Below are 25,570 nucleotides of genomic sequence, written 5' to 3'. Positions count from 1 at the left end.
CACTATTATATAGTATCGCGCATGTGTATTGCCGTCAAGTACTTTTACTTGTCTTCTTCGATTTCAGCTTCATGATCATCTGTTTCTTCCATTTCTAATCCGTTCGCAAATAATCCATAGACATATTTCTCCGGGTCGAAAGGTTGTAAATCATCGATGCCTTCACCAAGGCCAACAAACTTCACCGGAATTTCGAGCTTATTGCGAATCGCGAGCACGATACCACCTTTCGCTGTACCGTCTAGTTTCGTCAATACAATACCCGTAACATTCGTTACTTCGTTAAATGTCTGCGCTTGAATTAATGCGTTCTGTCCAGTTGTCGCATCCAATGCCAACAATACTTCATGAGGGGCCCCCTCAATTTCGCGGCCAATAACGCGATGTACTTTTTCCAGCTCATTCATCAAGTTCACTTTATTTTGTAAGCGACCTGCTGTATCACAGATTAAAACATCCACGTTACGCTTCTTAGCTGCTTTCACCGCATCAAAAATAACGGCAGCTGGATCCGAACCTTCCGCCTGGCGTACGACTTCTACGCCCGTACGCTCTCCCCAGACAACAAGCTGTTCAATGGCACCTGCGCGGAATGTATCTCCAGCAGCTAACATAACGGTTTTCCCTTCTTTTTTAAGGCGGGCAGCCATTTTACCAATCGTTGTCGTTTTACCCACACCATTCACGCCAACCATCAAAATTACGTTTAGTCTATCTTCTTTGATATCCAATTCACTGGTAACTGCTTCACCTGAATTATAAATTTCTACAAGCTTCTCAGAAATCAATGACTGCATACCTGTCGTGTTTTTAATATTCTTACGTTGCACTTCTTCTTTTAGTAAATCAATTAATTCCATTACGGTTTCAAAACCAACATCCGCTTGAAGTAATAATTCTTCCAGTTCTTCGAAGAATTCTTCATCGACGACACGGAATCTAAACACTAAATCGTTTACTTTGGATGTAAATGAATCGCGTGTCTTGGTCAGTCCATCTTTAAACTTCTCCGCTACCGCTTCGTTTGTTCCTGATATTTTATCTTTAATCTTCTTGAAGAAAGACATTCATTTCACTCCTTAGCTACTGATTTCTTCTGCCACTTCAGATAGTTTAACAGAAAGCAATTTCGAAACACCTGATTCTTGCATCGTAATGCCGTATAGGACGTCTGCACCCTCCATCGTGCCTTTTCGATGTGTGATCACGATGAATTGCGTCTGATCCGAAACTTTCTTTAAATAATTACTATATCGTACCACATTCGCTTCATCCAGTGCTGCTTCCACTTCATCTAATATGCAAAAGGGTACAGGCCGAACTTCTAGAATAGAGAACAGCAAGGAAATAACAGTTAACGCACGTTCCCCGCCAGATAATAAACGCAAATTCTGCAACTTCTTTCCTGGAGGTCGTGCCATGATATCAATTCCGGTAGTCAGTAAATTGGTTGGATCCGTTAAAACAAGATCCGCTTCTCCCCCACCGAACATATCCTTAAACACGCGGCGAAAATGGCTGCGGATTGCTTCAAACGTCGTCTCGAAGCGACTCTTCATTTCCTGATCCATTTCCGCCATAGCTTCTTGTAACGTATTTTTAGCTTCGACCAAGTCATTCCGTTGTGATTGTAAAAACTCATGACGCTCAGATACTTCTTCGAATTCCTGAATTGCATTCGGGTTGACAGGTCCTATTATAGCTAGTTGTTGCTTACAATCTTCTACCGTCTTGCGTAGTAGCGGAATATCCAATGATTCAAAATGCAATTCATTCGGTCGTAAGCCATACTCTTCATCCAGTCGATCTTTGACCGTTTCAAACTGTGTTTCAAGCCTGGATAATTGAATCCTCAGTGTGTTCAAGCGTTCGGAAATAATACCTGCCTGTTGTCTGATCATTTTTATACGCTCTTCATGATCACGAACACGTGTAGCTTGCTGAACACGCTTAGCTTTTTCTATCTCAATCGTTTGTTGCAAGTGTTTTTTTGTATCATTTGCTTGCTGACTCTGCTTCTCTATTTCTTCAGGTGTTAATTCCTTACCGATCACAAACTCCTGCACATAGTGCTGTTCTTCTCGCAAGCGGCTAATTGTCAACTCCAACTCATCTATTTGAGTGATGGTTTCCAAAATACTGCTTGAATGATAGGCGTTCTGCTCTTTTAATACAGCACTTTTTTGCTGTAAGTCATGTAATCTCTTCTGTAATGACTGTTGTTCTTCACGTCTATTCTCTACTAGTCTCTCTAAACCTTCTAGCTTTTCTAACGTCTCTTGAAGTTCACTTTTCAATACTTCATGCCGAGTTTGTAAATTTCGTTTTTTGGTCGATAACTGCTTTTCTGCAGAGACTGTGTCAGTACGTCCGATTTCAATTGTGGATATTTCCATTTCGACAGAACGCAATTCCATTTCGGTTTCTTGTAATGATGCATGAATGATGGACTTTTTCTGTTGGGTTTCCTCTAACTTTACGCGCAATTGATCACGAAGATGTAAACTCGCACCCACTAAATTACGAGTTTCAGACGTTTGTGCAGTAGCCTGTTGAATAGATTCATCCATTTTTTGCAGTTGATTGGTAAGAGTCTCAAGCTCAGCCTTGCGGGAAAATAGCGTGGTCTGCCCTTTGGCACCGCCACCGGTCAATGAACCGCCTGCGTTTATAATATCCCCATCAAGTGTCACTATGCGAAAGCGGTGTCCTATCGTTTTAGCTAAACCTGATGCAGCTTCAAGATCATTCGCAATAATCGTCTGACCCAATAAGTTTTTGGCAACCGACTCATATGCCGCAGACGTTTGAATGAGTTCAAATGCCGTACCGATGAAGCCCTGCTGTTGGGAGAGTACATGTCGGCTATTTATAGGAAGCTCACGCGGCTTTAAGATATCCATAGGAAGAAACGTAGCGCGACCGAAGTTTTTCGTTTTTAAATAACCGATGGCTTGTCTTGCATCATGCTCAGTCGTGGTAATGATGTGTTGCATAGCACCGCCAAGGGCTGTTTCGATTGCCTTTGTGTAGGCTGGCTCTGTCTTAATGAGTTCTACTACAGCTCCTTCGATCCCTTGTATACGTTGTTGTTTCTTTGCATGAAGTACTTCTTTGACACCAGAATAGAACCCCGAAAAATCCTTTTCAAGACTTTCTAGGGCACGGAGTCTTCCTTGCATTTCGGATTGTTTACGCAATGCTTTCTGCAGAATTTGCTGTTGCGTAGATAGACGTTGCTCTTCTTCTGTTAATTGTTGCTGACAAGCTCTAGCTGACTTTTCTAGCTCATCTAGCTGTTTCTGAACAGTCTTTTTTTGCTCGTTTTTTTCTTGCTGGTCTTTAGCTAATTGTCGCTTGCGTTCGGAAAGTAATGTAGTCTGAACTGTAATCTTTTCTGTAGAAGACTTTTCTCCCTGAAGCCGCTCCTCTACATGCCTGATTTCACTGCGCACAGTGGCCTCTTCATTGAGGCGCTCAATATAAACTGATTTCAACTGTTCAATTTGCTGTTCTGTTTCTTTTAATGAACTGTTTAGCATGGCCGTGACTTGCTTACTTTCTTTCGTCACTTCTTCAAGTTCATGCTGAGCAGTTTTCTGCTTCATCTGCATAGCACGATGTTTATCTTTTGCCATTCGTTGAGTGTCTTCTGCTGATTGCAGCTCTTGTCTAATACGCTCCACTTGCTGCTTCGTATTGCGGGTCTTTTCAACGGACAGCAATCTTCTACCTTCCCACTTTTCAGCTTCTGCTGTCTGTTTAATCAATTCATTTTGGAACTCATCCAGTTGAAGCTCTACTGTCATAAGAACCTTCTTATCAATATCCAGATCGTTTTCATATTGTGTAAGAGTATCCGAAATCTTTCGCTGTTCAGTTTCATCATTTTTCACAACTGCCGCTTTTTCAGAAATCTGCTGTTGCAAAGTAGAAGCGTCGTGATGGAGTAAACGAACATCTGCCTCTCGAAGTTCAGAACGCAAATTTGAAGCTTTACGAGCCGAACCTGCTTCTTTTTCAAGAGGAACAAGTCGATCATCAATTTCTTTCAATATATCCAGTACACGATCTAAATTATCGGTCGTCTCAAATAATTTATGCTCCGCTTGCTGTTTATGGGTTTTATACTTCAAGACACCTGCCGCTTCGTCAAAGACATTGCGTCTTTCATCAGCACGGCTATTCAAGATCTCATCTACCCGACCTTGCGAAATAATGGAGAATGCTTCTTTACCCAATCCCGAATCCATAAATAGCGTGGTGATGTCCTTTAACCTACAGGTCTGGCCGTTCAGAAGATATGCACTATCTCCAGATCGAAAAACCCTTCTAGTTACACTGATTTCCGTGTAATCAAGCGGAAATAGATTTTGAGTATTATCCAAAATGAGTGTGACTTCTGCAAAATTAACTGCTTTCCGTGAGTCACTGCCTGCAAAAATAACGTCTTCCATTTTACTGCCACGCAATGATTTTGCAGATTGTTCACCGAGCACCCAACGAATCGCATCAATAATATTACTCTTTCCACTTCCGTTAGGTCCTACGATGGCCGTTACTCCTGGTACAAAGTCTATATGGATTTTTTCCGCGAAAGATTTAAAGCCTGCGATTTCCAGCCTCTTCAAAAACACGATTAGTTCTCCCCTTCGGTTGTCTGCATCAATAAATGTTCTATCGCACGACGGGCAGCTTCCTGTTCGGCTTCTTTCTTGGACTTACCAATTCCTTTTCCAAGTGGTTGTTCATTCAGATTAACTACTGTAACAAACTTTTTCGCATGTGCAGGACCTTTTTCTTCAATGACTTCATACTGAAGGGGTCCGTTATTTTTTTGTTGCACCAATTCTTGCAGGCGACTCTTATAATCTGTCACATGCGAAAAAGCTCCGATACTAATTTTCGGAAAAACGATTCGCTTTAGAAACTCTTCAACGACTTCCATGCCTTGATCCAAGTAAAGCGCACCGATATACGCTTCAAATACATCTGCTAATAACGCAGGGCGCATTCTCCCACCAGTTAGTTCTTCCCCCTTACCAAGAAGAATATAGTCTCCAAAGTTCAATTCATTTGAAAACTTAACAAGTGATGGCTCACAAACAATCGCTGCACGAAGTTTCGTCAGTTCCCCTTCGCTTTTTGCCGGTTCTGTTCGGAATAAAAATTTAGATACCCCAAGTTCTAATACAGCATCTCCAAGGAATTCCAATCGTTCATTATCGGAAAATTTCTTGCGACGATGTTCATTGACATAGGATGAATGGGTAAATGCATTATACAATAGATTCTCATCCTGAAATTGAACACCTAGTTTCTGCTGGAGTGTACTAAATTTCTCGCGTACAGCTTGTGGCAATGTAGGGTGTGATACGTTTTCTTTCAAAGTTCTCTTATTTTTCATAAACTACTCTGCCTCTCATCTATTAATAGTCTGTACACACTTAGAAAGCGAAAAGAGACGCTTTCCTCTTTTCAGATGAAAGGAAGAAAGTGTCTCACAAAAAAGGTCATTCGCCTACTTTTGCTGTAATGTACGTTACTGCATCTCCGACAGTTGCAATTTTCTCTGCATCATCATCAGAAATTTCCGTTTCAAACTCATCTTCAAATTCCATAACAAGTTCTACTACATCTAGTGAATCAGCTCCAAGATCCTCACGGAAAGAAGCTTCAGGTTTTACTTCGCTTTCATCGACACCTAGACGGTCGACAACTACTTTTGTTACGCGCTCAAGTACTGTTGACAACATAGTCACCTCCTCTCAAGGCCAAAGTCGGCTCATTAGCTACTATTGAATTATAGAGGTTAGCCCCCTCGTTACGCAACCATAAATAGCGCTTTCAGAGAAGTAGTTCTTTTACATCACCATGCCGCCATCTACATTGATAGTCTGACCCGTAATATATTTTGCTTCGTCGGATAGTAAGAATGCCACAACGCTCGCTACATCTTCCGCACTTCCAAGCTTACCTAAAGGGATCGTTGACAATAATTGCTCTTTCATATCATCGCCCAACTCATCTGTCATATCCGTTGTGATGAATCCTGGAGCAACAGCATTTACTAAAATATTACGTGCCGCCAATTCTTTTGCAGTTGTTTTCGTCAATCCAATAACTCCTGCTTTTGCTGCCACGTAATTTGCTTGCCCTGCATTTCCTACAACTCCTACAACAGAAGCCAGATTGACGATTCTCCCTGCACGCTGACGCATCATTTGGCGCGTAACAGCCTTAGTGCATAGGAAAACACCCTTTAAATTAATGGACAATACATCATCCCACTCGTCTTCTTTCATGCGCATCAATAAATTATCTCGCGTGATGCCAGCGTTATTGACGAGGAGATCAATGCTACCGAATTGTTTAATCGTCTCATCCATCATAGCTTTCACTTGATCAGCATTAGAGACATTTGCTTGAAATACGAGCGCTTCTCCGCCCGCAGAGCGAATTTCGGCTGCTACAGTCTCTGCTCGATCTTGGCTACCGCTATAGTTGACGACTACTTTAGCACCTTCAGACGCTAAGCGTAAAGCGACAGTGCGCCCAATCCCTCTAGATGCTCCTGTGACTACTGCTGTTTTCCCATCGAATCTTCCCATCATGACCATCCTTTCGCCTCTTCAAGCAACTTTTCAAGCGTTTCTTCATCATATACTGGGTATACTTTTGCTGTACGGTCTATTTTACGGATTAATCCACTCAATACTTTTCCAGGTCCACACTCTATGAAACGGGTAACACCCAGTTCAAGTAATTTTTCAACAGACTCTTCCCAGCGTACCGGTGAATACAATTGTTCAACTAGTAATTTTTTTATTTCGTCCTGCTTCGTTACTTGATCTGCCGTAACGTTTGCGATGATAGGAATTTCAGCATCCTTCATTTCAATACCTTCAAGCGTCTTTTGTAACTCTCCAGCCGCTGGTTGCATTAGAACTGAGTGGAAAGGTCCGCTTACATTCAATGGCAATGCACGTTTCGCACCCGCTTCTTTCAAGGCTGTACACGCCTTATCCACACCCTCTTTTGCACCGGAAATAACAATTTGGCCGGGGCAATTTAAGTTGGCTGGTTGTACAGGATGTCCGGACTCTGTGATGTTCGCTGTAATTGACTCCAAAACATCACGATCCATTCCAAGTATGGCCGCCATAGCACCTTTACCTGCAGGTACAGCTTCATTCATATACAGACCTCTTTTATGAACAGCAACTACTGCATCCTCAAATGAAAGAACGTTGGATTCAACAAGAGCCGTATACTCACCCAGACTGTGTCCTGCTGTATAATCTGGTATAATGCCTTCTTCTTCCAAACGCGCAGCGATCATTGCACCTACCGTGAGTAGAGCCGGTTGAGCATTATAAGTCAACGTCAATTCATCTTGAGGGCCTTCTAGCATCAATGCACTCAGTTCAAATCCAAGAGCTTCGTCAGCCTTTCGCATGAATTCCTTACACGCTTCGTTCTTCTCTGTGAATACTTTCCCCATCCCTACAGCTTGTGAGCCTTGTCCCGGAAAAACAAATGCGAGTTTACTCAAGATTCCTCTTCCTCTCCGATTGTTTTTTTCATTGTTTCGCATACTTCGTATTGTACCATGGTTCTCGCTTGGCGAACTGCATTAAAAAATGCATTGGCATTCGACGAACCATGCGCTTTGATGACAGGATGGTTCAAACCAAATAAACCTGCTCCACCATACTCCGAGTAATCCATCTTATTTTTTAAAACCTTTAGATCATCTTTCACTAATCCAGCCGCAAGCTTAGTTTTTAACGAAGACATGAACACTTCTTTGATCATGGAAAACACATTCATTGCAGTACCTTCAATAGTTTTCAACACCATATTACCCGTAAAGCCATCTGTGACCACAACATCTGCCACGCCATTCAATAAATCACGCGACTCCACATTGCCGATAAAGTTTATGGGTGCAGCTTGTAACTCTTCATAGGCATATTTTGTAAGCTCATTCCCTTTTCCAGCTTCTGTTCCGATATTTAATAATCCTACACGCGGCTTATCAATTCCGCGCACTTTCTCCGCGTAGATACTACCCATGACGGCAAACTGCGCCAACTGCGAAGGTTTACTATCTGAATTCGCTCCAGCATCCAACAACACGAAGCCGCTGCCGTCAATCGTCGGTAAAGTCGGTGCTAGTGCTGGTCTTTGAATCCCTTCCAAGCGACCTACGATAAAGAGTCCCGCCGACATGAGAGCACCTGTATTACCGGCTGACACACATGCCTGCGCTTCTCCATCTTTTACGGCTTGCGCCATACGGACCATGGAAGCATCTTTTTTCTTTCGAATTGCACGCACAGGCTCATCATCAGGTTCAATGACTTCGGAGCAGTGTACTACTTGAAGGCGTGGATGAGTTTCGAGAAATGGTGCCATTTTTTGCTCATCACCAAATATATGTATCCTAATGTCATCAAATGCATGAAGACTCTGTAATACACCCTTCACAATCTCCCCGGGTGCATTGTCTCCACCCATTGCGTCTACTGCAATAATCATATGTAATTACCCGCCTTTTTTTGTTGTACGATACATCTGAAACTCTCCCGAGAAAACAGGCTCACTTTCTACTGTCGACAGGACGTCGACGACCGTACTTTTATTTTTCAAGGTTTCCTTGCGCACAGTAGCACGACACACTACGCGATCACCGGCTCTAACTGGCTTTTGGAAGTGCAGTGAGGAACGAACCGTCAATGCCAAGTCATCATCCAAGACTGCTACAGCTAATGAATTCGCCTGTGCAAATAAATGATGACCTCTGGCAATACCATTTCGTTTAAACACATGCACTTCTTTTACATCAAAAATTGAAATGGCTTTATTATCCAATTCCGCATCAATAATTTCACCAAAAATTTCTTCGGCTTGCATAGACTTCACTGTACCTAACATTTGTTGCGACGCTACGGATTTCAATCGCTCTCGCAATTCCGGAATACGACATTCTAGCCGATCCAGCCGCACGGTTTGGATGCTCACAGAAAAATGCCTGGCAATGTCTTCATCTGTCAGGAATGGATCTTCTTCAAGCAGCGTTACGAGTAATTGTTGCCTCTCCTGTTTAGGAACTCTCAATTACTACACCCCTTTAGATTAGCACTTGGTATTAATACTAAGTATATAAAGAGGTAAATGAGATTGCAAGAGGTTATCGAATATACTACGTTCACATCTATCAGTCTATCCGCTTATCAGTGAGTGCACCCGATTGCTCAAGACGTCCGCGTAACGTTGCGTACTCGTCATTTGTCCAAAACGCATCCGAATTCAACAAGCGTTCCGCATCATCACGCGCTATTGAGAGTGCCTTGAAATCATGGACCAAGTCAGCCATTTTAAACTCTGGCATTCCACTCTGTTTCTTGCCAAAAATATCTCCTGCCCCGCGTAGCTCCAAATCTTTTTCAGCTAAAATAAATCCGTCGTTCGTTTCCGTCATCGATTGCATGCGCATCTTTCCTTCTTCTGTTGACGGATTAGCGAGCAATACGCAATACGACTGATCTGATCCTCGCCCTACACGTCCCCTTAATTGGTGTAACTGAGCCAGACCGAATCTTGTTGCATCATAAATCAACATGAAAGTTGCGTTCGGCACATTGACACCTACCTCTACTACTGTCGTGGAAACAAGGATATTTAACTGTCCTTCACTGAATTCCCTCATGACCTGATCCTTTTCGGCTGGAGGTAATCGACCGTGCATCAAACCCACATTATAGCGTCCACCAAAATAATTACTCAATTCGGCATGTACTTCGACTGCATTTTGGACATCCAATTTATCAGATTCCTCGATCAAAGGACAAATGACATACGCCTGCCTTCCTGCACGTAACTCTTTCTCCATTTTCTGTAACACAGGTAGTAAGGAGTCTTCTTTCAACCAATGTGTTTCGATTTCTTTTCGTCCTGCCGGTAGTTCATCTAAGATCGAAACGTCCATTTCACCAAATACCGTAATCGCTAATGTTCTCGGAATAGGAGTCGCTGTCATGAATAGTACATCGGGGTTTAAGCCCTTATCTCGCAAAACACGACGTTGTTGCACTCCGAAACGGTGTTGTTCATCCGTCACAACAAAGCCTAGTTTATGAAACTGCACTTCAGGTTGGATGAGTGCATGCGTTCCGATTAGCAAGTCAATATCCCCGGTTTCCAAGCGTTCCAACAACTCTTTTCTTGCTTTCGCTTTTGTAGATCCAGCAAGAAAAGCAACAGTCACACCGAATGGTTCGAACCAGTTGGCTAATAATTCAGCGTGTTGTTCAGCCAATATTTCCGTCGGTGCCATCAATGCGCCCTGGAATCCTGCAGTAACCGCTGCATATAGCGCTATGGCTGCGACAGCTGTCTTACCTGACCCCACATCCCCTTGCAGTAAACGATTCATACGGAGTGGTGATTTCAGCTCTGCACATAATTCATTCACCACACGTTTTTGCGCATTTGTTAATTCGAACGGCAATGTACTAATGAACTTCTTCAATAAATTCAAATCATATTGAATGACAAGTCCTTTTTCCTGTTCTTTGCGCAACTTTTTCATTCCTTGAATTTTCAACTGAAACAGCAATAATTCTTCATAAACAAAACGTCTACGGGCATGCTTAACATCTTCAGCTTTAGTTGGGAAGTGGACCATCTCCAATGCCTCAGCTATAGAAGGTAGCTTGTATACTTCCAGCATCTCACGCGGTAGTGTCTCTTCTATATCTTTGGCAGTTAAGTCTATGACTGTACGCATATAACGACGAAACGTTTTTTGATGCATAATTCCCTTCAAACTATAAACCGGCTCAAAATCAGTCTGCTCACCGGCATGTAAACGATTCACCGTAATCGTCTGACGACCACGGTCCCATGCACCGGTAACATTTATTTGCATTCCTGTGAGCAGACGATCCTTTAAGTAATGCTGATTGAAAAATACAGCTTTCACCAAATGATGGCCGACCAATAAACGGACTTGCATTCTGGAGCGATTTTTCCCGGAATAAAATACTGTCGGTTCGGACTCTACCCGACCTTCCACTGTGACACGCTCGCCATGCGGTGTTTCAGTCAAATCTGTCATACGAAAATCTTCATGGCGATATGGGAAAGTATATAACAAATCTTCAATCGTCAGAATTCCCAGCTTTCCGAATTGTTCAGTTGTCGTTTTGCCTATTCCTTTTACTGTACCTACACTGTTTTTAAAGATGTTCTCCACGTGAAAATTACCTCCTTTCCATACCTTGTTGGAAAACGAATGTTCCTCTTTTTTAGTTTACCATGAAAAGACAGGATAATAAAAACGTTGCCCCCACTTACAGGACAACGTAATGTATTTATTCAACAGAGATAATATATGGATAGAGCGGCTGTTTTCCAGCGTACACTTCTATATCCACATGCTCGAATTGTTCTTCGATATAGCTACTGATCATTTCTGCTTCTTCATGTGTCACATCTTCACCATAAATAATCGTGACAATCTCATCTTCTTCATCGATCATGGAAGAAATGAGGTTCTTCGTTACATCCTCTAAAGAAGAATTAGAGCTAGTGATTTTCCCTTGTGCGATTCCCATGAAGTCATCTTTATGAATCGTTACACCATCAATCGATGTGTCACGAACAGCATAAGTGACCTGACCAGTTTTAATAGTAGAAGCCGCTTGTAACATTGCTTTCGCGTTCTTCTCGACTGTCGCTTCGGGGTTAAATGCCAAAATAGCCGCTAAACCTTCCGGAACGGATTTCGTTGCCACAACTGCCGCTTCAATTTCCAACACTTCAGCCGCTTGCTCAGCCGCCATAATGATGTTTTTATTATTTGGCAAGATCAATACGCGTTCCGCACCGATTTCCTGAATCGCTTTGACGATATCTTCCGTAGATGGATTCATCGTCTGACCGCCTTCAATCACGGCAGATGCCCCGATACTTTTCAGTAGTTCTGCGATACCTTCACCCATCGAAACCGTTACAATTGCGTATTTATGCTGAACCGGCTTTGCTGTCGACGCTTCATCCCGATTCATAATATCACTGTGTTGCTCACGCATATTATCGATCTTCATCTTCGTCAATGAACCATATTTCTGTCCATAAGATAAAGCATCTCCAGGTTCTTCAGTGTGAATATGTACTTTTACTACTTCATCATCTGAAATGACGAGCAGTGAGTCACCTAGTTCGCTTAAGTCTTGACGGAATGTTGCCTCGTCAAATGGTTTGTCGAGCAACTTACCCGAATCCAATTTGACCATGAATTCCGTACAGTAGCCGAACTCGATGTCTTCTGAGTTCATGAAACCTTGTATACTGCGGTGATGCTCATTCATCACTAGGTCATCCATTGAGTGCATAACCACCTTCTCAGGTAAGTCCTCACCTTTTAGGCATGCCAAAAATCCTTCATATACATATACGAGACCTTGTCCACCACTGTCTACTACTCCGACTTCTTTTAGAACCGGCAATAGATCAGGCGTCCGTTTCAAAGATTCCTTGGCCTCTTCTACAATAATTTCTAGTAACGCTGTTAAATCCGCTGTTTCTTCTATATGCTCAACAGCTGCATTGGCTGCATCCTTAGCGACTGTCAAAATGGTTCCTTCTACAGGTTTCATAACAGCTTTATAAGCTGTATCTACACCATATTTAAGTGCTTCCGCAAATTGTTTTACATTTACTTCTGCTTCATTCTCAATTTGCTTGCTGAATCCTCTAAATAGCTGGGATAAAATCACTCCAGAATTCCCACGGGCACCCATTAGCAATCCTTTTGAAAATGCCTGTGCCGTCAAGCCAATATGTTGTTGCGCATTTCTTTCTGTTTCTTTCGCACCGGATGTCATGGATAAATTCATATTCGTTCCCGTATCACCATCTGGCACCGGGAATACATTTAAAGAATCCACATAATCGGCATTTTGATGAAGATGATGCGCACCCATTTCTACCATCTTCGCAAATTGCAATCCATTGATTGAAGTCATTGACTTAAAGGCCTCCTTTTACACGTTCGTTACACGAACTCCCTGAACAAAAATATTTATTGAACTTACTGATAAACCTAACGTGGTTTTCACTATATATTGCACTTTTGATTGTACTTGATAGGCCACTTCAGTAATTTTCGTGCCATAGCTCATGATGACGTAGATATCGATATGGAATGCATCTCCCTCGTTACGAACAATTACGCCACGAGAATAGTTTTCTTTGCGAAGAATTTCTGTAAGCCCATCGCGAATTTGGTGCTGAGAAGCCATCCCCACAATTCCATAACACTCGACCGCAGCCTCTCCGACCACTTGTGCAATTACATCATTTGTAATATCTATCGTACCATGCTCATTTCTCAGTTCGATTGACATTCCTCTTCTCCTCCCATCTCTAGACACATCATACGTACATTATACGGGAATTCATCAGGAATGAAAGTATTGAAACCGTTAAAATATAGTGTAAAGGAAAAAACCTTGAAAGTATCAAAAAAAATTGTTGCATCGATACGAAGCTTATGATAAAGTACTATGGTATGCGAATTGTAACGTGAATCGCTAAATAAATTCACGAGGAGGAACTAAAATGGCTAAACAATGTGTTATTACTGGACGTAAAGCTCGTTCTGGAAACACTCGTTCACACGCTTTGAACTCTAGCAAGCGCACTTGGGGCGCTAACCTTCAAAAAGTTAGAATCCTAATCGATGGCAAACCTAAACGCGTTTGGGTATCTGCAAGAGCTTTGAAATCAGGCAAAGTACAACGAGTATAATAATCTAAAGCTGAAAGCGCCTGGGTAGCCTCGACAGATGTTGGAGGAATTGCCATCAAGGCGCTTTTTTGCTTAACTAAAAAAAGAAAAAACACAAAGCACCTTCTTAGGCGCTTTGTGATTTTTCTTTTTTGCGTTTTTTTGTCTTGGTGGCTTTTGGATTGGCAGCAACGGTTGTTTTTGTACGGCTGTCCTTTTGGAAAGCTACTGCGCACTTTCTTACAATGTTACTGACAAACTTCGGAAGCGTGAATGTGTATACTCGCAAATCCCCCAACTCCTTTCAGGAATCTGAACTCCTTACCATTAAGCATATGCCTTCACGGAAAGAGATAGTACAAACATCCGCCACTGTTTCATTACTTGTAAACCGTGTTACCCCCATTTCTAATCGTTCATTCACCGTTTCATATTTGAATCCTGTCAACGTCAACCCTGTCACTACGGGGCCAAACGAGAAAAAGGAAGTGTATGGATAGCGCGCGTCTTTCTTTACACGTCTCACGCCAGGAAGCATGACACGGATATCATTCGTAGTATTGTGTATCTTGAATTTCACTTTACGATTTTCCGCTTGCATGCGATACAATAAATGCAAAGCAGACTGTAAGTGATCCAAGCGACCACCCGTCACGCCGGTCAAAATAATATAATTAGGTTCATATGCAAGCGCTCGCTGTACAGCCAGTTCCGTGTCTGTCTCATCTTTGTCTTCATTCGCACGATGGACAATTTCTACGTTCGAGTTGATTTGTTTTAACTGTTCTTCCGTCACAGAATCGAAGTCGCCAACTGCTTCATTGGGCTGAATGCCTTTTTCCAATAAATACAAAGCACCGCGATCTACACCGATGTACACAGTATCTTCTTGAACGTATTCAGCTAAGTCAACCACTTCCTCTATAGGGCCTGCTGCACACACGATAGCATATTTCATTTCGCCATCACACTCTCACCTGCTGATTTAATAGCTTGGAGTGCTTTTGCCCGGTCTTCTTTCCCATAGATTGCTGAACCTGCAACAAAAATAGTCGCACCCGCTTCCACACAAGGTTTGATTGTTTCTTCGTTGATACCCCCATCAATCTCGATTTCAATAGAAAGATTTCGTTCTTTGATAATATCGGAGAGTTGCTTCACTTTTGGTAAGACGGAATGAATAAACGACTGTCCACCAAAACCTGGATTGACTGTCATGAACAATACCATATCAATATCTTCAAGGACATGCATGATTTGCTCAACCGGTGTATGAGGATTCAATACTACACCTGGTTTCGCACCTGTCGATTTAATTAATTGGAGTGTTCTATGCAAGTGTGGACATGCTTCTACGTGTACAGTAATATAATCTGCACCCGCCGCCGCAAAGTCCTCGATATAAGCATCTGGATTTTCAATCATCAAATGGACATCTAGCGGTAACTCCGTCAATGGTCGCAACGCTTCGACGACAATGGGACCCATCGTGATATTCGGTACGAAATGTCCGTCCATTACATCGATGTGAATTAATTCAGCTCCTGCTTTTTCTACTTCTTTCACTTCTTCACCAAGTCTAGCAAAGTCTGCGGCTAAAATAGATGGTGCAATTTTTATCATAATCAATACCTCGGCTTTCTATCCGTAATTTCTTGCAAGAACAGTAAGTAATTTTCGTAGCGACCTTCCAAAATGATTCCTTTTTCTACTTGTGCTTTAACTGCACAACCCGGTTCTTTGACATGAAGACATCCTCTAAATTTACAACCTTCACCCGCTTCTGAGATCTCCACAAAATAATCCCGCAGTTCTTCTTTTTCGATATGTTCAAAATCGAGAGAGCTAAACCCAGGTGTATCGGCTACCAAGCCATCCGCCACTTCCAATAACTCTACATGGCGTGTAGTGTGTTTCCCCCGTCCAAGCGCGTCGGAGATCACACCGGTTTTTAGTTGCAATTCAGGTAATAACGTATTTAATAACGTGGATTTGCCCACTCCGGACTGACCTGCTAGTACAGTAGTTTTACCACTAAAATACGGGCGCAGTGTTTCGAGTAATGAATGCTTGTTCTCGACATTACGCAAAACGGTATAACCGATATGTTGATAATACGCGAGATTTTTTTCATTTTCTTCTAGTGTATTAGGGTTGGCGATATCTTCTTTAGAAATATACAAAATTGGTTCTAATTGATGTGATTCAATGACTGTCAAGAAACGATCGAGTAAACGAAGACTCATATTGGGTTCCACGACCGAAAAGACCAGTAATACTTGATCTACATTGGCAATGGGCGGTCTGACTAACTCGCTTTTCCTCTCATGGACATCTGTAATCGTCGCATCATTGGCTCCGTCAGGTACATACGTAACGAAGTCTCCTACCAAGGGATTAATTTTCTTTAATCGAAAAACGCCCCGGCTTTTACATTGAATTAAATTCCCATTCTGTTCTACATAATAAAAGCCACTGATTGCTTTACGAATTTGGCCTTCAGCCATCGAACTCCTCCTCTATTCTAAATCTGTATAGTTGAATTTATCTTCTTCAATCACCGTTTGATCACGCATGATTTTATATCCTCCGCGCTCGCCTTCAAGAAGTTCGATCGTAATCTTACGTGTCGTATCTTCTGTAATCTCAAATTCCTCGACAGGATCATTCATCGTGTGTGTGCGATCCTGTATATAAATCTGGACTTTCTGAGGAATCGGCTCCAATTGAGGTTTCGGTTCTGTTTCTGAATCTATTTCATCTCCATCATCTTCATCCGTTGATTCTTCAGGATAGTCATACGGGATCATCACGGTCTTCACCAACAATTTAATCGGCTTGGATGCAGGCCCTTTCGAAACTACGACATCCACCCGTTCCCCTTTCTCCATTTTTTCCCCTTTGGAAGGTTTCTGAGAAACGACATATCCTTTATCCACTTTATCTGAATGTTCCTCACTGACGATGTGAATTTTCAGGCCGGATTTCTTCGCATACTCTTCTAGTTGTTTTGCAGACATACCCGATAAATCATCAAGAGATTGCAACTCTTTGCCTTTACTTACAGTGAAGATTAACTCTGTTTCCTCAGGGATAACAGACTGATCCGCTTCAGGTTGCTGGCTAAGAATCGTTCCTTTTGGCTCATCCGAATAGACTTCAACTGATTCAATAGGTAAAAATCCGTAGCCATCTAAAAAGCGTTTAGTCGCTTCAAAGTTACGGCCCGTATAATCACTAAGTACCATAGGATCTTTCCCGGCGCTAATAAATAATTTCACACCGTCTCCTTCTTTACGTTTCTTTCCCGCTTGAGGTACTGTTTTAATAACTTGTCCTGCTGTGTACTCGTCGGACGTCTCTTCAAAACGCTCATCTATAACAAAGCCCTCTTTTTCGAGTATCTCTGTCGCAACAAGCTCTTCTTCCCCCACTACTTCAGGTACGATAATCTCTTTTGGTTTCATCATCATAACCAAAAAGAATGCCAGTATCGCAAGTAGCAGAATACTACTTACTAATACATACGGCCATTTCTTCTTTTTCTTTTTCACAGGTGCTACTAATTCGGGTTTTACAGGATCTATTTTCATTGTGTCTTCCACAACAGCGGATTTCGCAACGTCTTTAATAACAGGAATAGCCATTGTCTTATCATCATCAAACGGCAAGGCGAATTTTCTTTCATTCAATCGTTCTGGAGATAAAACAGTTAGTAAATCATCATACATGTCATCTGCAGTCGTGTAGCGATAGAATGAATCTTTAGCTGTTGCCTTTAAAATGACGTTTTCTACACTTTGAGGTATTTCAGGATACTGTTCACGGACGGATGGTGTTTCTTCTTGCAAGTGCTTTAATGCAATCGCTACCGCTGTCTCCGCTGAAAACGGCAATTCCCCTGTCAGTAATTCATAAAATACAATACCGAGTGAATAGATATCTGATCGTTTCGTAGCCATACCGCCTCTGGCTTGTTCAGGAGACAGATAATGGACAGTTCCAATAACAGAGTTTGTCTTCGTATGTGCCGTTGAATTTAAAGCCATGGCAATTCCAAAGTCTGTTATTTTTACGTCATCTTCACCGTTCATCAAAATATTTTGAGGTTTAATATCTCGATGAACAATACCGTTATGATGAGCGTGTGATATGGCAGATACAAGCTGCTTCATAATAGATACAGCATGGTCCGCCGATAATGCGCCGTGGGTATGGATATAGTCTTTTAGTGTTTTGCCGGCTATGTATTCCATCACTAAGTAATGGAGTTCGTCTTCTTGACCGACATCGAAAATATTTACAATATTGGGATGTGTCAGGCTCGTAGCAGAAAGTGCTTCGCGCTGAAACCGTTTTTTCAATTCATCTTCATTGGAAAAATCATAATGCAATACCTTGATTGCTACATCGCGGTCGAGAATGATATCATGCGCCATGTAAACTCTGGACATACCTCCGTCACCGATCACCCGAATAATTTCGTATCGCTTACCGATTCGTTTTCCAATCATACCGGAGTCACCTCAATTTCAGGTATAGCCAGCAATATTACTGTAATATTGTCTTCCCCACCACGCTGGTTCGCCAAGTCAATGAACTCATCTGCTTTGTCTGCTAAAGAACTTTGCTTCGACATAATATCGAGCATAGTTTCCTTTTCGACTTTATTGCTTAAACCATCTGTACAAAGTAATACATACGACTGTGACAATAATGAAAATGAGTAGCGATCAGGTACAATAGATTTCTCTGAACCGACCGCTTTCATAATCCAATTCCGTTGCGGATGGACTTCGGCTTCTTGTTCCGTAATTTCTCCGCTATCAATCAACACATTAACAAAAGAATGGTCCTTTGTTATTTGGCGAATTGCTTTGCCTGTCACTTGATAAATTCGGCTGTCGCCCACATGAAAAACTACACAGTGATCATCCAATATTAGTGCAAGGTCTAGCGTAGTACCCATGCCTTTATACGTGGCATCTGCTTGGGCAGTTGTATACAATAACTGGTTAATATCGACCACCGCATCATACAACAAGTCAATCCAATCCTGCTTTGTTACGACTTCTTCGTCGGCGGACATGAATCGCTCGCCTATCATACGCACCGCTGTGGAACTGGCATAATCTCCGCCTTTATGACCGCCCATTCCATCAGCAATAACTGCAAGTACCGTCTGCATTTCAGGATGAACGAATACGGCGGCTTCATCTTCATTGACAGTTCGCTTTCGTCCTGTGTCTGACCGTATTTCATATTCCATAGGCTACCCTCCATTCCAATTGGTCAGGTTAGTGAATTCTTTGTAACGTCGCTACAAAGAAACCGTCAGTTTGATGGTCTTGTGGTAATATTTGTAAGTATTGATATTCATTGTCATCTTCCTGAATATGGTGCGGGACGAGTGCAAAGTCAGGTTGCTCTCTCAAGAACCATTCCACTATCTCTTCATTTTCTGACTTATCAATCGTGCATGTACTATATACTAAAAGTCCGTCTTTTTTGACCAACTGACAGGCAACTTCAAGTAGTTCTTTTTGAATGACTGTCAGATTTTCAATATCTTGTAAAGTTTTTTTATATTTAATTTCAGGCTTTCTGCGAATAACCCCTAGCCCGCTACACGGCGCATCTACTAACACCCTGTCGAAAGATTGAGGTTCATATGTTTTCAATAACTCTCGGCTATCCCCACTATTTGTATGAATGGAAGTCAACCCGAGACGCTCTGCATTTTGTTCAATTAATCGTAATTTATGGGGGTGCAGATCATGTGCTTGAATTTCCCCATCGTTTTTCATACGTTCTGCAATATGTGTGGTCTTGCCGCCGGGAGCCGCACACATATCCAGTACACGCATACCTGGCTCCACTTGTAATGCGATAGCCGGAAGCATAGAACTTTCGTCTTGAATGGTCAGCAAACCTTGTTTAAACACTTCTGTGGAAGCGAGATTACCTGACTCTACTTGGATACTGCTGTCAGAAAGAGTGCCAGCTATTGCAGTAATCCCTTCTTTTTTCAGCAAGCCGATTACTTCACCTATATTGGTTTTCGTTCTATTGATTCGAGCAGTGGTGATGGGTGGCTGATTATTGACAACTGCCGCAGCGGTTGCTTCTTCCATGCCGTATTGCTCAATCCATCTTCGGATCAACCATTCAGGGTGACTTGTCTCTATAGATAAACGAGTAACAGGATCTTCTATTTCATCTAAAGAAGGTACGCCTTCACGCAAAATCGAGCGCAATATACCATTGACCATAGATGAAACACCTTTGTGTCCACGCTTATTCGCAATTTTCACTGCTTCATTGACAACGGCGTGCTCAGGAATTTTAGATAAGTAAATGATTTGATAAACGGACAGACGAAGTAGCTGTCGTACCCATGGTTGTAGTTTCCCTCTAACAAATGGTGCTAAATAATAATCCAGTGTCATTTGTTGTTGTAATGTACCGTAAGTTAGTTCCGTCAATAACGCACGGTCTTTTGGTTGAAGATCATAAATTTCAATCGTTTTATGAAGCAATAAATTACTATACGCTTGCTCTTCTTCAATTTGCATCAACATAGATAATGCCGCGTCACGTACATTACCGCGCCAAATTTTCTTTTTATAATTTGTCATTCAAACGTGTCTCCCACTTGCCATTTGGATCCGATTCCATTTAAGAATACGGTAGCTGTCATTCGTTTTTTTCCTGCTGGTTGTAAATCGGTAATTGCTAATGCTCCTTCACCTGTCTGCACAATAATACGGTCCTTTTCCAAACCGATAATTTCTCCAGGTGGTGCATCTGAAACTTGTTCTTCCAACTGGGTCCACCAAATTTTCACTTGATCACCAGCAAACTTTGTATAGGCGACAGGCCAAGGGTGTAACCCCCGTACTTGGTTATAGATGGATCTAGCTGAGTTTGTCCAATCAATTCGTTCCTGTTCTCTCGAGATGTTTCTAGCAAACGTTACTTGCGTCTCATCCTGTACTATACGCTCATTCGTGCCTTCAATAATCGATGGTAATGTTTCTTTTAATAATGTTGTTCCTGCTACAGATAGTTTTGCAAACATTGTTCCCGTATCATCTGTTTCATCAATTGGAGTGGTAACTTGTGAAATGATATCACCTGCATCCAGTTTCTCTGCCATGTACATGATCGTGACACCCGTTTCCTTTTGGCCATCGATAACAGCCTGATGAATCGGTGCGCCTCCACGATAGTTAGGTAATAAAGAAGCATGAACATTTATACAACCGAGTTTAGGCGCCTCGAGAAGATCATTCGGAAGCAATTGACCGAATGCAGCGGTTATTATTAAATCAGGTTGTAGTTCGAGGATTTCTTGCAACTCTACGGAGCCTTTTAGCTTCTCAGGCTGAATGATAGGAAGTCCTAAACGTACTGCTTCTTCCTTTACAGGGGGTGGAGTCAACACGCGCTTACGACCAACCGGACGATCCGGTTGTGTCACGACGGCAAGAATCTCATATCCTTCATTATATAGCATCTTCAAAACACCTACAGAAAATTCAGGCGTCCCCATAAAAATGATTTTTGTCATTCGTCATCCTCCTCTTCATCTTCGAATTCAGATGGATCGACGACGCGTTGAATCTTCTTATCAAATAGAACGCCGTTCAAATGATCGATCTCATGTAAGATTGCACGCGCTTCATAGCCTTCTGCTTCTAATTCATATAACTTACCACTACGTTCTTGTGCTTCAATCCTTACGTGGAAAGGGCGCTCCACTTCTCCGAACAATCCAGGGAAACTTAAGCACCCTTCCACTTCTACTTCAGATCCACCAGTCGCTGTGACGACAGGATTGATCATTTCGATAATATCTTGTCCTTCATCGAAGTCTACTATTGCCACACGAATCGATTTACCAACTTGTGGAGCAGCTATACCCACACCGTCATGTTCAATCATCGTTTCATGCATATTATCTAGTAAGATACCCAATTCATCATCAAATACAGTCACTTCCTCACATGGAGTCGTGAGAATAGATGATGGGTGCTTAACAATATTTAATATAGTCAAAATTATTTCCTCATTTCTTCGTAGCAAGGTCAAAAGATCGATGTTGGTTCACGGTTAATCGACATGGCCAAGCCATCTTTTGCCCAACTTGTTTTGTAGTGTTTCAAAAGTTGTTGCAGAACCGGTATAAGTGCGGGTTCACGTTTGTATTTTATCAAACTTTGGTACCGATATCTATTGTTGAGACGACTGATAGCAGCTGCTGTCGGTCCAATGATGACTGTACCTTGTGATAGTCGCTCCGCCATAAATTCAGTGCCTTTGTGTGCATAGTCAGCTGCTTTTAATACATCTTCATGACTAAACTGTACAACCGTCACGTAATAGTACGGTGGATAACCCAGTTGTCTTCTTCTATCCATTTCCATTTCGTAAAAAGGTACATAATCTTGTGTTTTGGATAATTCAATCGCGTAGTGCTCAGGGTCATATGTCTGAATGACCACTTCACCAGGTAATTGATCACGACCGGCTCTACCACTCACCTGTGTCAATAATTGGAATGTTTTCTCGGCAGCGCGGAAATCGGCCAAATGGAGCGATGTGTCAGCTGCCAATACGCCTACTAAAGTTATTCGCGGAAAATCGAGTCCTTTAGCTATCATTTGTGTTCCAAGTAAAATATCTGCTTTTCCTTCACCAAAATCATATAGCAAACGTTCATGGGCGCCTTTTGTATTCGTCGTATCAATATCCATCCGAATTACGCGGGCTTCAGGTACCAATTTATATAATTCTTCTTGCGCTTTTTGGGTTCCAGTTCCAAAGAATCGAATATGCTCACTTGTACATTCCGGACATTCGGAAGGTACTCGTTCTTCATGGCCACAATAATGGCATTTTAAACTTTCACTGGCACGATGGTATGTCAATGAAATATCACAGTTTGGACATTCGACAACTGTTCCGCAATCACGGCAGAGAACGAAGCTCGAAAACCCACGTTTATTAAGTAGCAAGACAATTTGTTCTTTCCTTGCTAATCGTTCGCGAATCCCTTCAGCAAGCGCTACAGAAAACATTGAACGGTTTCCTACTTTTAGTTCTTCTCGCATATCTACCACTTCAACACTTGGCAAAGACTGGTTATTGGCTCGTTTGGATAATGTTAATAATGAATACACCCCTTTGGAAGCTCTAGCATATGATTCCAATGACGGTGTCGCACTTCCTAATATAACAGGACATCGATAGTATTCAGCACGCCAAATCGCTACATCACGTGCATGATACCTAGGTGACTCTTCTTGTTTATAGGTAGTCTCGTGTTCTTCATCGAGAATTAGTAATCCTAAATTCGTGAAGGGAGCAAATACCGCTGAACGTGCACCAATTGCAACTTTCACTTCACCACGATGGATTCGGCGCCATTCATCATACTTTTCACCCGCAGATAAACCGCTATGCAAAACCGCAACTAATTCCCCAAACCGCCCTTTAAATCTAGCCGTCATTTGAGGTGTCAATGCGATCTCAGGCACTAGCACAATCGCTTCTTTCCCTTGCTTCAACACGTGATCAATAGCCTGTAAATAAACTTCTGTCTTACCGCTTCCTGTAATACCATGAAGTAAAAAGGTTTCCTGAACGTTGTTGTCACTCGACTGTTCAATAGCGGAAAGAGCTACTTGCTGTTCGTCTGTTAGTTGTTCCGGCTTGCCACTATCTTGCATTTTGGGTGTTTCTAATTCTCGGTACACTTCCACTTGTGATTGTTCCACTATCTTTTTATCTACAAGTGATTTCAACACAGTAGCGGTAACGCCGGATTCATTGAGGATTTTACTCGCTTCTATTGATTCTGTCGGATGCTGCAACAGCCAACTAAGTAGTTCTTGTTGTTTTTTTGCATTTGGATGTACTTCTTCTAACGCCATTTCAAGTTGCTTTGCATCCGGCACATGAATCATTCGCACTTTTTTCATTTTGGTTTTCTGTTTGATTGCCGTATCAATTTCGACAATTCCTAGTTCATTATATTTCTTTACTTCATTTAATAAATTCGCATCTTGAAGTGCCTTTAAGGTGACTTGTTTGCGATTGCCTAAAAACGCGCGGAATGATTCATCAAGCTCATCTGGTTTGATCACAGTCATAATCTTTTCATATTTGGCACGCATAGCTGCAGGTAGCATGACTTGCAGTGCATCGATTTCATAGGCGATCGTTTCCGTTGCCAACCACTTCGACAAAGCTAATAATTCCGCAGACAGCACTGGCTCTAAATCTATAATCTCCGCAAGCGGTTTAATTTTATTTGGGTCTAGTTCGCTTTCTTCTTTGATCCCCGTTACATAGCCTGCTACTTTTCGTGGACCAAAAGGTACTTTTACTCGTAAACCTGGCTCCATCACATGTTCCCAATCAATAGGTACTACATAATCAAATGGCCGGTCAATCGGGTAGGCCGCTACATCTACAATAACTTCAGCGATCATGCAGTTTACTACTTTCATGCTGAAGAATGGTTTCAAATAACCGTTCGGCCAGTTGAGTTTTTGGCATGGCGGCAAAAGGAATAGTTTCTCCTTCTCTAGAAATCAATGTCACAACATTTGTTTCACTACCAAAACCGCCACCAGGATCCGTGACATCGTTGACGATAATATAATCTAGATTTTTAGATTCTAATTTTTTCTGTCCGTAGGCAATCGCATCCGTCGTTTCAGCTGCAAAGCCAATTAGTAATTGATTTTCTTTGCGCTTCCCAAGTGTTTTTAGGATGTCGGTCGTCCGCTCTAATTCAAGTACATCATCGCCATCTTTTTTCTTCATTTTTTGATCATGTATGTTTTTCGGTCGATAATCTGCAACAGCTGCTGATTTTACTACAATGGACGCATCATCATACTGACTGATTACAGCATCGAACATTTCAGCAGCACTTTCTACATGGATCACATCGACACCTGATGGAACCGATAGCTCGACCGGTCCTGAAATGAGTACTGTATGTGCACCTAGCTTCTGTGCTGCCTCTGCCATTGCGTAGCCCATTTTGCCACTTGAAAAATTAGATACATAGCGGACAGGATCTATACGTTCACGAGTTGGACCAGCTGTAATCACAACTTTTTTACCACGTAAAGGTTGGTAAGATGCTTCATTGAAATGCTTGCAAATTAACTCCGTAATTTTTTCGGGTTCTTCCAATCGACCCTTACCTACATAACCGCAAGCTAAAAAGCCTTCTGACGGTTCGATAAACTGATAGCCATCCCTATGCAATTGATCAATATTACGCATGACAGCGGGATGGGCATACATATGTACATTCATTGCAGGCGCAATCCAAACGTCTGCTTGTGTTGCAAGTAAAATAGTCGTCACCATATCATCTGCAATTCCGTGTGCAAGCTTGCCAATTACATTAGCTGTAGCAGGCGCAACGACCACTAAATCTGCCCAGTCTGCTAAATCAATGTGCGCAATGACACGGGAATCTTTTTCATCAAATGTATCAAAGTACACATCATTGCGTGACATTACTTGAAAGGATAGGGGTTGAACAAATTCTTTCGCGGAATCAGTCATCACGACTTTTACATTCGCGCCTGCTTGACTTAATTTGCTGACGAGTGCAACAGCTTTATAAACCGCAATCCCACCTGTTACGCAGAGTAAAATGTTTTTATTATCTATCTTCATGGAACCCTCGTCCTTTCTAAAAATAATAAACTCCCTGAGAACGGTTGAATTCTAAGGGAGT

Annotated in this window: 23 protein-coding genes; 1 reads left to right on the top strand and 22 read right to left on the bottom strand. The window is 42.0% G+C overall.

Translation table 11 applies throughout. The annotated features are described in order from the left end of the window. Nucleotides 1-44: 44 nt before the first annotated feature. From ftsY to CSV60_RS02785, 11 genes are all read right to left on the bottom strand, one after another. Nucleotides 45-1,067 (bottom strand): signal recognition particle-docking protein FtsY, encoded by a 1,023-nt coding sequence (ftsY, locus tag CSV60_RS02835; protein ID WP_099635936.1) that lies wholly within the window; start codon nucleotides 1,065-1,067, stop codon nucleotides 45-47. A 12-nt stretch (nucleotides 1,068-1,079) separates the two neighbouring features. Next, nucleotides 1,080-4,637 (bottom strand): chromosome segregation protein SMC, encoded by a 3,558-nt coding sequence (gene smc, locus CSV60_RS02830; protein WP_158233145.1) that lies wholly within the window; start codon nucleotides 4,635-4,637, stop codon nucleotides 1,080-1,082. A 2-nt stretch (nucleotides 4,638-4,639) separates the two neighbouring features. Next, the gene (gene rnc, locus CSV60_RS02825; protein ID WP_099635934.1) at nucleotides 4,640-5,407 is read right to left on the bottom strand and encodes a ribonuclease III; all 768 of its coding nucleotides are present in this window, start codon (nucleotides 5,405-5,407) and stop codon (nucleotides 4,640-4,642) included. A gap of 106 nt (nucleotides 5,408-5,513) precedes the next feature. Then, a complete protein-coding gene (locus CSV60_RS02820; protein WP_085133672.1) occupies nucleotides 5,514-5,753 on the bottom strand; it encodes an acyl carrier protein in 240 nt (79 codons plus the stop codon). Between the two features lie 111 nt (nucleotides 5,754-5,864). After that, on the bottom strand, nucleotides 5,865-6,611 hold the full coding sequence (fabG, locus tag CSV60_RS02815; RefSeq protein ID WP_099631028.1) for a 3-oxoacyl-[acyl-carrier-protein] reductase: 747 nt from the start codon (nucleotides 6,609-6,611) through the stop codon (nucleotides 5,865-5,867). Then, nucleotides 6,611-7,555 carry an ACP S-malonyltransferase gene (gene fabD / locus CSV60_RS02810; RefSeq protein ID WP_099635933.1) on the bottom strand — a complete coding sequence of 315 codons (945 nt, stop codon included), beginning with the start codon at nucleotides 7,553-7,555 and terminating at the stop codon, nucleotides 6,611-6,613. Before fabD ends, fabG begins: the two co-directional genes overlap by 1 nt. Next, entirely contained in the window at nucleotides 7,552-8,544 is a 993-nt protein-coding gene (gene plsX, locus CSV60_RS02805; protein WP_099630889.1) for a phosphate acyltransferase PlsX, read from the bottom strand. Before plsX ends, fabD begins: the two co-directional genes overlap by 4 nt. A gap of 6 nt (nucleotides 8,545-8,550) precedes the next feature. Further along, entirely contained in the window at nucleotides 8,551-9,123 is a 573-nt protein-coding gene (gene fapR / locus CSV60_RS02800; RefSeq protein ID WP_099630888.1) for a transcription factor FapR, read from the bottom strand. 100 nt (nucleotides 9,124-9,223) lie between these two features. Continuing rightward, a complete protein-coding gene (gene recG / locus CSV60_RS02795; protein ID WP_099635932.1) occupies nucleotides 9,224-11,263 on the bottom strand; it encodes an ATP-dependent DNA helicase RecG in 2,040 nt (679 codons plus the stop codon). A 118-nt stretch (nucleotides 11,264-11,381) separates the two neighbouring features. Beyond that, a complete protein-coding gene (locus tag CSV60_RS02790; RefSeq protein ID WP_099630886.1) occupies nucleotides 11,382-13,037 on the bottom strand; it encodes a DAK2 domain-containing protein in 1,656 nt (551 codons plus the stop codon). 18 nt (nucleotides 13,038-13,055) lie between these two features. Beyond that, a complete protein-coding gene (locus tag CSV60_RS02785; RefSeq protein WP_099630885.1) occupies nucleotides 13,056-13,418 on the bottom strand; it encodes an Asp23/Gls24 family envelope stress response protein in 363 nt (120 codons plus the stop codon). 214 nt (nucleotides 13,419-13,632) lie between these two features. On the opposite strand from CSV60_RS02785, the gene rpmB reads away from it, so the two are divergent. Next, nucleotides 13,633-13,821, top strand: a complete 189-nt coding sequence (gene rpmB, locus CSV60_RS02780; RefSeq protein ID WP_029052334.1) for a 50S ribosomal protein L28 — start codon at nucleotides 13,633-13,635, stop codon at nucleotides 13,819-13,821. Between the two features lie 106 nt (nucleotides 13,822-13,927). On the opposite strand, the gene spoVM is transcribed toward rpmB, so the two are convergent. From spoVM to coaBC, 11 genes are read right to left on the bottom strand one after another with little or no spacing between them, the layout of a single operon-like run. Beyond that, nucleotides 13,928-14,089, bottom strand: a complete 162-nt coding sequence (spoVM, locus tag CSV60_RS02775; RefSeq protein ID WP_099630884.1) for a stage V sporulation protein SpoVM — start codon at nucleotides 14,087-14,089, stop codon at nucleotides 13,928-13,930. A 15-nt stretch (nucleotides 14,090-14,104) separates the two neighbouring features. Next, nucleotides 14,105-14,758 (bottom strand): thiamine diphosphokinase, encoded by a 654-nt coding sequence (locus CSV60_RS02770; RefSeq protein WP_099635931.1) that lies wholly within the window; start codon nucleotides 14,756-14,758, stop codon nucleotides 14,105-14,107. Beyond that, entirely contained in the window at nucleotides 14,755-15,423 is a 669-nt protein-coding gene (rpe, locus tag CSV60_RS02765) for a ribulose-phosphate 3-epimerase (protein WP_099635930.1), read from the bottom strand. Before rpe ends, CSV60_RS02770 begins: the two co-directional genes overlap by 4 nt. A 2-nt stretch (nucleotides 15,424-15,425) precedes the next feature. Further along, entirely contained in the window at nucleotides 15,426-16,307 is an 882-nt protein-coding gene (gene rsgA / locus CSV60_RS02760; protein ID WP_099630882.1) for a ribosome small subunit-dependent GTPase A, read from the bottom strand. Nucleotides 16,308-16,319: 12 nt separating this feature from the next. Further along, nucleotides 16,320-18,314 (bottom strand): Stk1 family PASTA domain-containing Ser/Thr kinase, encoded by a 1,995-nt coding sequence (pknB, locus tag CSV60_RS02755; RefSeq protein WP_099630881.1) that lies wholly within the window; start codon nucleotides 18,312-18,314, stop codon nucleotides 16,320-16,322. Beyond that, nucleotides 18,311-19,069 (bottom strand): Stp1/IreP family PP2C-type Ser/Thr phosphatase, encoded by a 759-nt coding sequence (locus CSV60_RS02750; protein WP_099635929.1) that lies wholly within the window; start codon nucleotides 19,067-19,069, stop codon nucleotides 18,311-18,313. The genes pknB and CSV60_RS02750 overlap by 4 nt, the downstream gene beginning before the upstream one ends. A 28-nt stretch (nucleotides 19,070-19,097) precedes the next feature. Then, entirely contained in the window at nucleotides 19,098-20,438 is a 1,341-nt protein-coding gene (gene rsmB / locus CSV60_RS02745; RefSeq protein ID WP_099635928.1) for a 16S rRNA (cytosine(967)-C(5))-methyltransferase RsmB, read from the bottom strand. Next, nucleotides 20,435-21,373 (bottom strand): methionyl-tRNA formyltransferase, encoded by a 939-nt coding sequence (fmt, locus tag CSV60_RS02740; RefSeq protein WP_099635927.1) that lies wholly within the window; start codon nucleotides 21,371-21,373, stop codon nucleotides 20,435-20,437. Before fmt ends, rsmB begins: the two co-directional genes overlap by 4 nt. After that, the gene (def, locus tag CSV60_RS02735; protein WP_099635926.1) at nucleotides 21,370-21,861 is read right to left on the bottom strand and encodes a peptide deformylase; all 492 of its coding nucleotides are present in this window, start codon (nucleotides 21,859-21,861) and stop codon (nucleotides 21,370-21,372) included. The genes fmt and def overlap by 4 nt, the downstream gene beginning before the upstream one ends. A gap of 29 nt (nucleotides 21,862-21,890) precedes the next feature. Further along, nucleotides 21,891-24,299 carry a primosomal protein N' gene (gene priA / locus CSV60_RS02730; protein ID WP_099635925.1) on the bottom strand — a complete coding sequence of 803 codons (2,409 nt, stop codon included), beginning with the start codon at nucleotides 24,297-24,299 and terminating at the stop codon, nucleotides 21,891-21,893. Further along, nucleotides 24,289-25,509 carry a bifunctional phosphopantothenoylcysteine decarboxylase/phosphopantothenate--cysteine ligase CoaBC gene (coaBC, locus tag CSV60_RS02725; protein WP_099635924.1) on the bottom strand — a complete coding sequence of 407 codons (1,221 nt, stop codon included), beginning with the start codon at nucleotides 25,507-25,509 and terminating at the stop codon, nucleotides 24,289-24,291. Before coaBC ends, priA begins: the two co-directional genes overlap by 11 nt. Nucleotides 25,510-25,570 lie beyond the last annotated feature (61 nt).

Origin of the sequence: Sporosarcina sp. P7 (assembly GCF_002743425.1) — a bacterium.
In the GTDB taxonomy this organism is placed as follows: domain Bacteria; phylum Bacillota; class Bacilli; order Bacillales_A; family Planococcaceae; genus Sporosarcina.
The sequence above is the reverse complement of the archived record's forward strand: the minus strand, read 5'-3'. Positions and strand labels throughout refer to the sequence as shown.